Here is an 11,823-nt window from a genome sequence, read left to right on the forward strand (position 1 = left end):
GAAAAACGGGCGCTCACACCGTGTCGCGCGGGTGAATTCGCACGGGCATCGTCTTGATCCCACTGATGAAATTCGACCGCAGCCGGACCACCGGCCCGGTGGGCTCGACCCGGTCGATCCGCGCGGCGAGCGTCTCGAACAGGACCTTCAGTTCGAGCCGCGCCAGGTGGGCGCCGAGGCAGAAGTGCACGCCGCTGCCACCGAACGCGATCTGCGGGTTGGGACTCCGGCCGATGTCGAACCGGTACGGCTCGTCGAAGACGTCCTGGTCGCGGTTGGCGCTCGGGTAGTAGATCACCACCTTGTCGTCGGCCCGGACCAATTGATCGCCGATGTACGCGTCCCGGGTGGCGGTACGCCGGAAGTCGATCACCGGGGTCACCCACCGCAGGATCTCGTCCACCGCGCTCGCGGCCAGTTCCGGCTCGGACTGCAGTCGCCGCCATTGATCGGGGTGATCGATGAAGGCCTGCATCCCGCCGGCGGTCGCGTTGCGCGTCGTTTCGTTCCCCGCCACCACGAGCAGGACGAAGAACATGTTGAATTCCATCTCCGTGAGCGTGTCGCCGTTCTCGTCCGGCTGCACGAGCGCGGTGACGATGTCGTCGCGTGGCTCGATGCGGCGCTGCGCCGCAAGCTCGTTCGCATACAGGAAGATCTCCGCCGCGGCCATCTCGCCGTCGGCCCGGGTGGTGCCGTATTCCGGATCGTCGAAGCCGATCATCCGGTTGGACCAGTCGTACAGCTTGTCGACGTCCCCCGCCGGCGCGCCCAGCAGTGCCGCGATGACCTCCAGCGGCAACGGTGCGGCCGCCTCGGGGACGAAGTCGACGTCACCGTCCTCGAGCAGCCGATCGACGATCCGGGTACAGATCTCGCGGATGTGCCCCTCGAGCACTTTGACTGTGCGCGGGGTGAATCCGCGGCTGACGAGGTGGCGCAGCCGGGTGTGGTCGGGCGGGTCGAGATTCACGAGCATGGCCGCCTGCTTCGCGCGGGTCTGCTCGTCGAAATCGTCGATCTGAGTGGTGCCCACCGCCGACGAGAACGTCGCGCTGTCGCGGGAGACGGCGACGACGTCGGCATGCTTGGTCACCGCCCAGAATCCGGTGCCGTTCTCCTCGGGCTGCCAGTACACGGGTTCGCACGCCCGCAGTTGGTCGAAGAACGCGTAGGGAACCCCTTCCGCGTAGACGTCGGGAGATTTGAGATCAATCCGAGACGCGGTCATACACTGCTCCTCGATCGATAAACGAATGGGATGCGTCTTAAACTACACACTTTCATTTATAATGGAAGCCCTATGCTGGGCCCATGGCGAAAGGGCAGAACGGACCGATCCGACGTCGCACCCTGACCCGGGACAAGGTCGTGGATGCCGCGATCGGGATCATCGACGAGCACGGCTGGGAAGCGCTGTCGATGACGAGCCTGTCCGCCGCGCTGAACGTCGTCACCGCCTCCCTCTACAACCACGTCCGCAACCTCGACGACATCCGCGGCGCGGTTCAGGTGCGCACCATGGCAGAACTCGGTGGGCGACTGCGCGAGACCGCCATGGGCCGAAGCGGTCCCGACGGTCTCCGCGCGCTCCTCGACGCGCACCGCGCCTGGGCCACCGACCACCCGCACCGGTACCGGACGCTCACCACCGCTCCCGTCGACCGGGACGCCTTCATCTCCGCCGCCCTGGACGCGAACACGGCGCTGCGCACGATGCTGGCGTCGTGCGGACTGCCGCCCGAGAACACCCTCGATTCCGCCGTGAGCATCTTCGCCGCGATGCACGGATTCGTGATGCTGGTGAACACCGACTTCCTCGGCGACGAACTGGACCTCGACGTGATCTACGAATCCGTACTGCGGGGAGCACTGTCCAGCGTCGGAGGGCCGGAGCGAACACGAGGTTCGGTATGACGAGGTTCGGTATGACACAGTCGGACGGAAAGACCACGCGGATATCGCTGCGTGCGTTGTTGTGGTTGGCAATCACCATTCTGGTGTCGCTGTTCGTGGTATCGGTGGTGTTCTCGGTCTACGGCCGAAACGGGGTCCGCGATGCAGTCGACGAACTGGCGCAGGACGTGATGCCGGCCCAGCGGTCCGTGGCGATGTTGCGGACGGCGTTCGTCGATCAGGAAACGGGGGAGCGCGGTTTCGTGTTGACCGGCGACCCCCGGTTCCTCGAGCCCTACGACGCAGGCCGAGGCGACGCCGCGAAGTTGCTGTCCGCTCTCGATGCCGACGTCGCCGACGACGTCCCGACCCGGGAGGCGCTGGAAGCGGTGAAGCAAGCGGCGCAGGACTGGACAGCGCGGGCGGCAGAACCCGAGATCGCCGCCTTCCGGAACGGACCCGTACCCCCGGACCCGGGCACTGCCGTGACGACGTCGGACAAACAACTCTTCGATACCCTGCGGAATCGCCTCGATGCCCTGGATACTCGCACGGACGAACTTGTGTCTGCGCAGATCCAGAAGATCCACTCCGCACAGAAATCGGCGAACATTGCCACCGCGGTCGCGCTGATGCTGGCCGTCGCGACCGTTCTCGTCGCCGGATTCTTGACGCGGCGCATGCTGACCAGGCCGATCACGAATCTACTCACGGACATCACCGCCGTCGCAGACGGTGAGTACACCCGGCCGATAGGCGGCAACGGACCCCGGGAGGTGGCGGTCATCGCCGATGCCGTCAACAGGATGCGCGTCAGTTTGCTCGCCCAAAGTGACCAACTCGTCCGCGCCGCCTGGGAGCGGACCCGTCACGAGGAGCAAACCCGAGTGGCGACCGACCTCCACGATCTGACGATTCAGCGGGTGTTCGGATTGGGACTGGCGTTGACGTCGCTGGCACGGCGACACCCTCGACAGGGCACCGAACTGGACCCGCTGATCGACGAGACCGACAGCATCGTCCGTGGCCTTCGGGCCGTCATCTTCGATCTCAGCCGTCACGACGACGACCGCGATCCGAAGGCCACAGTGTCCTCGTTGAGTGGAGCGGTGGGCGAGATCGTCGAGCGCAGCAGCGCCGCCCTGGGCTTCACCCCGGACGTGTCGATCGAAGGGCCCGTCGACTCCTTCACCCGGGACGTCGCGGGTTCCGCGTTGGAGGCTGCGCTCACCGAGGCACTCAGCAACATCGCCCGCCACGCCCACGCCACCATTTGCCACGTCCAGGTCACCGCCTCCGGCCACCAACTCGCGATGAAGGTCACCGACAACGGCACGGGGATTCCGGCCGGTGTCCGACCTGGGCGAGGACTGGCGAACATCCGTCACAGGGCAGAAGAACTCGGCGGCAGCGCCTCGATCCGCGCCGAGTCGGGGGTGGGAACCGTCGTCGAGTGGACGGTCCCCGCGGCGCCTCTGCGCAGCCCGGAACCGAACGATCCCGGCACCGCTACGCCGAAAAGCGTTGTGGCCGAGTAGAAACTGCCCACGCTTCCCAATCGGCGCAGGTGCGATCCCGCCGCAACACGTCGTGGACGATGTCGTTTGGTGACGTCGTATCCCCGGAAACTCGTCATTGCGGCATCCAGTTGTTCAAACTATAGTCCAGACACATGTCCAGTTTTCAGAGATCGCTGTGACACTCACCCGATTCGGAAGCGACAACCCATGACTCTGCGCCCCACCGACAGCTCTGCTCTCCTGATCGACGGCAAACTGATTCCCGGTTCCGGCGGCACGTTCGAGGTGATCAACCCGGCCACCGAGGAGATACTGGGACGGGCCGCCGACGCCACCGCATTCGACATGGAGGCCGCGATCGCCGCGGCCCGGCGCGCCTTCGACGACACCACGTGGTCACGCGACCACGCCTTCCGCGCCCGCTGCCTACGACAACTGCGCGACGTGCTGCAGTCGCACATCGAGGAACTGCGCGACATCACCATCGCCGAGGTCGGCGCTCCTGCCTTCCTCACCAGCGGACCGCAACTCGAAGGCCCGGTCGCCGATCTCGGCTACTTCGCGGACCTCGCCGAAAACTATTCCTGGGAACAGGATCTGGGCATCGCGGAACCGATGGGCATCAAGACCCGGCGACGCGTCCTCAGGGAGGCCGTCGGCGTGGTCGGCGCCATCACACCGTGGAACTTCCCACACCAGATCAACTTCGCGAAGATCGGCCCGGCCCTGGCGGCCGGCAACACCGTCGTCCTCAAACCCGCTCCCGACACTCCCTGGTGCGCGGCCCTGGTCGGGCACCTCGTCGCGGAGGAGACCGACATCCCGGCCGGTGTGCTCAACATCGTCACGTCGAGCGACCATTCCCTCGGCGCGCAACTCGCGACCGATCCCCGGGTGGATCTGGTGTCGTTCACCGGGTCGACCGCCACGGGCAGGTCCGTCATGGCGGCGGCGTCCGAGACGTTGAAGAAGGTGTTCCTCGAACTCGGCGGCAAATCGGCGTTCATCGTGCTCGACGACGCCGACCTCGCCGGTGCCTGCGGGGTCGCCGCGTTCACCGTGTCCACCCACGCGGGGCAGGGATGCGCCATCACCACCCGGTTGCTCGTTCCAAAGGAGAAGTACGACGAGGCGGTCGAGGCCACGGCGCGCACGCTCGGCGGGCTGACCGCGGGAGACCCGACAAAACCCGGCACCATCTGCGGTCCGCTCATCTCCGCACGGCAACGCGCCCGCGTCGAGGACTACCTTCGGCTCGCGCGGGAGGAGGGCGGCACGATCGTCGTCGGTGGCGGCCGCCCCGCCGATCGGGACCGCGGATTCTTCATCGAGCCCACCCTGATCTCCGGCCTCGACAACACCGCCCGGGTGGCGCGCGAAGAGATCTTCGGACCCGTGCTCGTGATCATTCCCCACGACGGCGACGACGACGCGATCCGCATCGCCAACGACTCGCCGTACGGACTGTCCGGGTCTGTGTGGGGCACGGACCCCGCGCGCGTGAAGCGGGTGGTCGACGGCGTGCGCACCGGCACGCTCAGCGTCAACGGCGGCGTCTGGTATTCGGCCGACGCCCCGTTCGGCGGATACAAGCAGTCCGGAATCGGCCGCGAGATGGGTGTGGCCGGTTTCGAGGAATACCTGGAAACCAAGCTGGTCGCGGAGCCGGCCTGACAACACGCCGGCCCGAATGAAGAGGGAGTCAATCGTTATGGGACGTTTCGACGGTAAGATCGCCATCGTCACCGGTGCCGCGCAGGGCATCGGCGAGGGCTACGCGCGCGCCCTCGCCCGCGAGGGCGCCAACGTCGTGGTGGCCGACCTCAACACGGAACTCGGCGAGACGGTCGCCAAGCAGATCAGCGCCGACGGCGGAACCGCGGTGTTCAAGGATGTCGACGTCGCCGACGAGGACTCGGCGAAAGCTCTCGCGGAGTTCACGGTCGAGAAGTTCGGCGGCATCGACCATCTCGTGAACAACGCGGCGATCTACGGCGGCATGAAACTCGACCTCCTCATCACCGTGCCGTGGGACTACTACAAGAAATTCATGGCCGTGAACTTCGACGGCGCCCTCAACGTCACCCGCGCGGTGTGGCCGCACATGAACGAACGCGGTGGTGGCTCGATCGTCAACCAGTCGTCGACGGCGGCGTGGCTGTACTCCGGCTTCTACGGCCTCGCGAAGGTCGGGATCAACGGCCTCACCCAGCAACTCGCCCACGAGGTGGGCGGCATGAACATCCGGGTCAACGCCATCGCGCCCGGACCGATCGACACCGAAGCCACCCGTACCGTCACACCGGGAAATATGGTGGCAGACATGGTCAAGACGTTGCCGCTCAAACGGATGGGCACCCCCGACGACCTCGTCGGTGCCTGCCTCTTCCTGCTCTCCGACGAGGCGAGCTGGATCACCGGGCAGATCTTCAACGTCGACGGCGGACAGATCTTTCGGGCATGACCACCACCGAGCAGGTGTCCGTCGGCTACATCGGCCTCGGCAACATGGGTGCGCCCATGGCAAAGCGGCTGCTGGGCCGGCCGGGCGGGCTCATCGTGTGCGACACCCGGCCGGAGGCGCTGGAACCGTTCGGCCAGGCAGGCGCGAAGGTGACGTCGAGCCCGCGGGAGGTGGCGGAGAACGCGGACGTCATCTCGGTGACGGTGCTCAACGACGAGCAGGTGCGCGCGGTCGTCACCGAACTACTCGACACCGCGCGACCGGGCACGGTCGTGGCCGTGCACTCCACGATCAGCGACGTCACCGCCGTCGAACTCGCCGACCGGTGCCGTGCGCACGGCGTCGACCTGATCGACGCGCCCGTCAGCGGCGGCGCTCCCGGCGCACACCGGGGAAAGCTGGCGGTGATGGTCGGGGCGAGCGACGACGCGTTCGAAAAGGTCCGGGAACCGTTCGGGCACTGGGCCGAACTCGTCGTGCACGCCGGCGACGTGGGCGCGGGCACCCGGATGAAGCTGGCCCGCAACCTGCTGCACTTCGTCTCGTTCACCGCCGCCGCCGAGGCGCAGCGGCTCGCCGAGGCCGCCGGTCTCGACATCACCGAACTCGGGAAGGTGGTTCGGCATACGGACGCGATCACCGGGGGCGCCGGAGCGATCATGCTCCGCGACACCACCGAGGCCCTCGACGAGGACGACAACTGGTACCCGATCATGTCCCACGTCCGGGACCTCGGGGAGAAGGACCTGTCGCTGGCGATCGGGCTCGGCGACCGACTCGACGTCGCGCTGCCGCTCGCCCGACTCGCACTCTCGGGCCTGGGTCCGGGACTCGGCGTCGAGCACACCGCGGACAAGGACAAGGAGGAACAGCCATGACCGACGACGCCCGCACCCGCGGCCTGGCCATGATGGAGAAAGTCTACGGATTCGAGATGCAGGACGGACCCGGGGCGCACTTCGCCGTCACCGCCGACCACCTGTTCGCCGACATCTGGTCGCGGCCGGGGCTGAGCATCCGCGACCGCCGGCTTCTCCTCCTCGGTGCGCTCACCGCGCAGGGCCTCGTCGACGTCGCCGAGATCCAGGTGGCGGCGGCCCTGCACAACGAGGAACTCGACGAGGAGCAACTCCGGGAGATCGCCCTGTTCCTGTGCCATTACGTGGGCTGGCCGTTGGGGACGAAACTCGACTCGATGATCGGTGGGGTGCTACACAATCGGAAGAAGGCGGCCAGAGCGGCCGCCCCGGACGCAGAGGCCACATGAGCACCGAACATCTGACACCAGAGCTTCTCCGACTCGCCGACGCCACCCCCGGCTTCATGCCGGAGGACGAGGGAACGGCCCTGCACCTGGCCGCGATGCAGTACCTGGCCCCCGGCGGGGTGGGCGTCGAGATCGGCACGTACTGTGGCCGGTCGACGATCTACCTCGGGGCGGCGGCGAAGGCGCGGAATGCCCGCGTCGTCACCATCGATCACCACCACGGTTCCGAAGAACATCAGCCCGGCTGGGAGTACCACGAACCGGCATTCGTCGACCCGCACACCGGGTTGCTCGACACGGTCGGCCGGTTCCGGCACACCATGGCCGATTCGGGACTCGAGGAGTACGTCGTCGGTGTGCTCGGCCGGTCGTCGACGGTCGCGACGTTCTGGCGCACTCCGGTGAACTTCGTGTTCATCGACGGCGGACACACGTCGGAGGCGGCATCGGCGGACCTCGAGGGGTGGGCGCCGTGGGTGACCGTCGGCGGCGCACTGGTGATCCACGATGTGTTCCCCGACCCGGCGGACGGCGGCCGACCACCGTTCGAGATCTACGAACGCGCGCTGGCGACAGGACAATTCAAGGAGACGTCCGTCACCGGTTCGCTGCGAGTTCTCGAGCGGGTGGGCGGTCAGACAGGCGAACCGCTGGCCTGACAGTGGTCGCCGCACCGGTCGAGGCCGATCGGTAGTCCCACGGGCAGCGCCGCGTCCCGGAAGATTCCGTGTCCGGGCGTGGTGCGGGACAGCGCGTCCGCGGCGAGGATCATCGCGCCGCCGGTCCACGTGGTCTGCTCGACCGGCCACCGCTTGCCGTCGCTGTAGACGAGGCCGGTCCAGTACGAGCCGTCCGGATCCCGCAGATGCTGCATGGCGGTGAACTGTGCGAGGGCCCGGGTGTGCTCCCCCATCGCGTCGAGTGCCAGCACCAGTTCGCACGTTTCGGCACCGGTGACCCACGGCCGGTGGTCCACGCAGCGGATGCCGAGTCCCTCCACCACGAAGTCGTCCCACCGCGAGTCGATGCGGTCCGACGCGGCCGCACCGCGCACGGCGCCCCCGAGGATCGGGTAGTACCAATCCATCGAGTATTCGTCCTTGATCGCGAACGACTCCGGGTGCTGCCGGATCGCGTGGCCGAGCGTGTATTTCGCGAACTCCCATTCCGGCTGCGGGTCGTCGACCAGCCGGGCGAGGAGCAGCCCGCAGTGCAGGCTGTGATGAATGCTGGAGTTGCCGGTCAGCAGCGCCTCGGGGCAGTCCTGTCCGTTCTCGCCGCGCGCCCACCAGATTTCGCCGCTCGGCGCCTGCATGTCGACGACGAAGTCGAGGCCGCCCTGCACGGACGGCCACAGGGCGACGACGAAATCCCGGTCACCGGTGATCAGGTAGTGATGCCACACCCCCACCGCGAGGTAGGCGCAGAAGTTGCTGTCGGAATCGTGATTCTCCACGGCCCCGTCGCGGAACTTCGTCGGCCACGAACCGTCCGGTCGCTGCATCTTCCGGGACCACGCGTACGCGGCTTCCGCCTCGTCGATCAGTCCGGCGGCGGTGAGTGCCATGGCGGATTCGACGTGATCCCACGGGTCGGTGTGCCCGCCCGGAAACCACGGCAGCGCCCCCGACGACTCCTGCGCTGCCGCGATCGACCGTGCCGTCTGCCTGACCTGGCTCTCCGACAACACGTTCGGTACCGACGGGACGCCGGCGGCTCTCACCGCGGCGCCTTCACCACGCTCGGTTCCCTCGGCTTCTCGAGGTAGAACACGACGCTCTTGCCGACCACCGGGTTGAGGACCTTCTCGGCGGTGCGCGTGAGCCAGGGGGCTTTCATCATGTCCCACACCAGAACCTGGTGGTAGGCCTTCGCGAGGGGGTTGTCGTTGTTCTCCACCCCGACCGCGCACTTGAGCCACCAGTACGGGGAATGCAGGGCGTGCGCGTGGTCCCGGCCCCGGACCTGCAGCCCGGCCGCCGTCAGCTTCTCCGCCAGTTCGTCGGCGCGGTAGATGCGGACGTGGCCGCCCTCCACCTCGTGGTACGCGTCGGACAGCGCCCAGCAGATCTTCTCCGGCAGCCACCGCGGAACCGTCACCGCCGCAACACCACCGGGCTTGAGGATGCGGGTCAGCTCGGCGATGGCGCGGCCGTCGCGGGGCACGTGCTCGAGGACCTCGGAGATGAGGACCACGTCGAACGTCGCATCCTCGTACGGCAGGTTCAGCGCATCGCCGACCTCCACCCGGGCCGACGCGCCCGCCGGGACCTCACCGACCTCGGCCATTGCCACGAACATCTTCTCGACGTCCGCGAGTTCGTCGGCGTTCTGGTCGAAGGCGATCACGTCGGCGCCGCGTCGATACAGCTCGAACGAGTGCCGCCCGGCGCCCGCTCCGATGTCGATCACCTTGTCGCCGGGCTTCACACCCAACCGGTCGAAGTCCACGGTCAGCACGGTCTGCCTCCTTCACGGGTCTGCGCTATCGCTTCGGCGTAGGTCTGTGCGGTTCTCGCGGCCACGGCGGCCCAGCTGTAGCGCTCGAGCACGCGGCGACGGCCACCGTCGCCGAGCCGGGCCCGGCGCTGTGGGTCGTCGAGCAACGCGCCCAGCACGTCCGCGAGTTCCTGGGGATCGCCGGGTGTCACCAGCACACTCGCCTCCTCGCCCGTTCCCACCACCTCGGGAATGGCGCCCGCGCGGCTGGCCACCAGTGGGGTGCCGCACGCCATCGCCTCGACGGCGGGCAGGGAGAACCCCTCGTACAGCGACGGGACGCACGCGACGTCGGCCGACCCCAGCAGCGCGGCCAATTCGGCGTCGTCGATGCCCGACACCGTCCGGACGACGTCGCCGATGGCCAGTTCCTCGATGAGCTTCTCCGTCACTCCGCCGGGTGCGAGTTTGGTGACCAGCACCAGTTCCACGGCCCGCTCGGTGTGCACCTTCGCGACCGCCTCGAGCAGCGTCGACACGCCCTTGAGGGGCATGTCGGCGCTCGCGACGCACACGATGCGGCCCGGGATCCGTGCGACGACCGGGGGTCGGAAGACCTCGGTGTCGACGCCCAGCGGGATGGTCCGCAGGTTCCCGGCGGGAACGTCGAACGCGGCGCTGATGTCGTCGGCGGAGGACTGCGACACCGTCAGCAGCGCGGGGATGGCACGTGCCACCCGCTTCTGCATGCGCAGAAAGCCGTACCAGCGCCGGACCGTCACCTTGCGCCACCACTTCGCCGACGCCAGGTCCAGCTCGCGGTCGCGGGTGATCGGGTGATGGATGGTGGCGACGACGGGCAGCCCGGCCTTCTGCAGTTGCAGCAGCCCGTACCCGAGGCACTGATTGTCGTGCACGACGTCGAACTCGTCGGCGCGCTCCTTCAGCAGTCGCGCGGCGCGGAGACTGAACGTGAGCGGCTCCGGAAACCCGGCGGTCCACATCGTCGCGACCTCGAGCACGTCGACGGCATCGCGGAACTCGCGCGGGTGCGGCGTTCTGAACGGATCCGGCTCGCGATACAGGTCGAGGCTGGGGACCTTCGTCAACGTGACCCGGGGGTCGACGTCCGGGTACGGCTGCCCCGAGAACACCTCGACCTGATGGCCGAGTTCGACCAGCTCACGGCTGAGATGGCGGACGTACACACCCTGCCCACCGCAGTGGGGCTTGCTTCGATACGACAAGAGCGCGATGCGCACGGACTTCGGCCTCTCCTCGAGCAGCTGGCAAGCAATACTAGAACACGTTCTTACTCGAGTGTGCCCTCATCCCATCCAACCGCACTCACTCACCCCACCGCGGTCGACTCGCGCAATCCCTCCAATTTTCCGGACAGGCGCCCCAGGTACGCCAGGACGTCCTCCTCGCTCCGGTCGGGCAATCCGTACACGACCTCGGTGACGCCGAGGTCCTTCCACCGCCGCAACTTGTCCACGTCCGGTCTGCCGTCGAGCACGACGATGCGCGGTTCGCCGGCCCGCCCGGCGGCGCGCCACATGCGTTGCAGCGTCGCGACCCGGTCGTCGATGTCCTGTTCGATCGGGGTGGTCATCCACCCGTCCGCCGATTTCACGATCCACCGGAAGTTCTTGTCGTTGCCCGCGGCGCCGACGACGACCGGCGGCACCCGCACCGGTTTGGGCCACGCCCAACTCGGACCGAAGCTTACGAACTCGCCGTCGTAGGACGCCTCGTCCTGCGTCCACAGCGCGCGCATCGCCTCGAGGTACTCGCGCAGCATCGTCCGGCGCCGTCCGGGCGGAACGTTGTGGTCGGTGAGTTCGTCCAGATTCCACCCGTACCCCACGCCGAGAATCACCCGTCCGCCACTGAGATGGTCGAGGGAGGCGATCGTCTTGGCCAGCGTGATCGGGTCGTGCTCGACCGGCAGCGCCACCGACGTGCCCAGGTCGATCCGCTCCGTGACCGCCGCCGCCGCGGCGAGCGCCACCCATGGGTCGAGGGTGCGCATGTACCGGTCGTCGGGCAGCGACGCGTCGCCGGTCTGAGGATGCGCGGCATCGCGTTTCACCGGAATGTGCGTGTGCTCGGGCACGTAGAAGGAGTCGAATCCGTTGGCCTCCGCACCCCTCGCAGCCGATGCCGGCCCGATCCCGCGGTCACTCGTAAACAACGTAATGCCGAATTTCACGAATTCTCCTTGGCCGAGAGCC

General features: G+C 67.6%; 12 protein-coding genes. 7 read left to right on the forward strand and 5 right to left on the reverse strand.

Features of this window, described 5'->3' with window-relative positions:
• Positions 1-13: 13 nt before the first annotated feature.
• Positions 14-1,231 (reverse strand): cytochrome P450, encoded by a 1,218-nt coding sequence (locus ACFTWF_RS15195; protein ID WP_378462033.1) that lies wholly within the window; start codon positions 1,229-1,231, stop codon positions 14-16.
• Between the two features lie 83 nt (positions 1,232-1,314).
• On the opposite strand from ACFTWF_RS15195, the gene ACFTWF_RS15200 reads away from it, so the two are divergent.
• The 7 genes from ACFTWF_RS15200 (at position 1,315) to ACFTWF_RS15230 (ending at position 7,806) form a co-directional block, all read left to right on the forward strand.
• A complete protein-coding gene (locus ACFTWF_RS15200) occupies positions 1,315-1,917 on the forward strand; it encodes a TetR/AcrR family transcriptional regulator (RefSeq protein WP_378462034.1) in 603 nt (200 codons plus the stop codon).
• A gap of 11 nt (positions 1,918-1,928) precedes the next feature.
• Positions 1,929-3,434, forward strand: coding sequence for a CHASE3 domain-containing protein (locus ACFTWF_RS15205; protein ID WP_378462035.1), 1,506 nt, complete (start codon positions 1,929-1,931; stop codon positions 3,432-3,434).
• A gap of 189 nt (positions 3,435-3,623) precedes the next feature.
• Positions 3,624-5,090, forward strand: a complete 1,467-nt coding sequence (locus ACFTWF_RS15210) for an aldehyde dehydrogenase (protein ID WP_378462036.1) — start codon at positions 3,624-3,626, stop codon at positions 5,088-5,090.
• A 37-nt stretch (positions 5,091-5,127) separates the two neighbouring features.
• Complete coding sequence (locus tag ACFTWF_RS15215; protein WP_378462037.1) at positions 5,128-5,880, forward strand: SDR family oxidoreductase; 753 nt, start codon at positions 5,128-5,130, stop codon at positions 5,878-5,880.
• The gene (locus tag ACFTWF_RS15220; protein WP_378462038.1) at positions 5,877-6,758 is read left to right on the forward strand and encodes an NAD(P)-dependent oxidoreductase; all 882 of its coding nucleotides are present in this window, start codon (positions 5,877-5,879) and stop codon (positions 6,756-6,758) included. The genes ACFTWF_RS15215 and ACFTWF_RS15220 overlap by 4 nt, the downstream gene beginning before the upstream one ends.
• Positions 6,755-7,147, forward strand: a complete 393-nt coding sequence (locus ACFTWF_RS15225; RefSeq protein ID WP_378462039.1) for a carboxymuconolactone decarboxylase family protein — start codon at positions 6,755-6,757, stop codon at positions 7,145-7,147. The genes ACFTWF_RS15220 and ACFTWF_RS15225 overlap by 4 nt, the downstream gene beginning before the upstream one ends.
• Positions 7,144-7,806 (forward strand): class I SAM-dependent methyltransferase, encoded by a 663-nt coding sequence (locus tag ACFTWF_RS15230; RefSeq protein ID WP_378462040.1) that lies wholly within the window; start codon positions 7,144-7,146, stop codon positions 7,804-7,806. Before ACFTWF_RS15225 ends, ACFTWF_RS15230 begins: the two co-directional genes overlap by 4 nt.
• On the opposite strand, the gene ACFTWF_RS15235 is transcribed toward ACFTWF_RS15230, so the two are convergent.
• From ACFTWF_RS15235 to ACFTWF_RS15250, 4 genes are all read right to left on the reverse strand, one after another.
• Positions 7,782-8,870 carry a prenyltransferase gene (locus ACFTWF_RS15235; protein WP_378462041.1) on the reverse strand — a complete coding sequence of 363 codons (1,089 nt, stop codon included), beginning with the start codon at positions 8,868-8,870 and terminating at the stop codon, positions 7,782-7,784. The two genes, ACFTWF_RS15230 and ACFTWF_RS15235, sit on opposite strands and share 25 nt — an antisense overlap.
• Positions 8,867-9,607 (reverse strand): class I SAM-dependent methyltransferase, encoded by a 741-nt coding sequence (locus ACFTWF_RS15240; protein ID WP_005262942.1) that lies wholly within the window; start codon positions 9,605-9,607, stop codon positions 8,867-8,869. Before ACFTWF_RS15240 ends, ACFTWF_RS15235 begins: the two co-directional genes overlap by 4 nt.
• Positions 9,601-10,848: a glycosyltransferase family 4 protein gene (locus ACFTWF_RS15245; protein WP_378462042.1), complete on the reverse strand. Its 1,248-nt coding sequence runs from the start codon at positions 10,846-10,848 to the stop codon at positions 9,601-9,603. Before ACFTWF_RS15245 ends, ACFTWF_RS15240 begins: the two co-directional genes overlap by 7 nt.
• A gap of 89 nt (positions 10,849-10,937) precedes the next feature.
• The gene (locus ACFTWF_RS15250) at positions 10,938-11,801 is read right to left on the reverse strand and encodes an LLM class F420-dependent oxidoreductase (protein WP_378462043.1); all 864 of its coding nucleotides are present in this window, start codon (positions 11,799-11,801) and stop codon (positions 10,938-10,940) included.
• Between the last annotated feature and the right edge of the window lie 22 nt (positions 11,802-11,823).

The organism is Rhodococcus sp. NPDC056960, from assembly GCF_042674125.1.
GTDB lineage: Bacteria > Actinomycetota > Actinomycetes > Mycobacteriales > Mycobacteriaceae > Rhodococcus_F.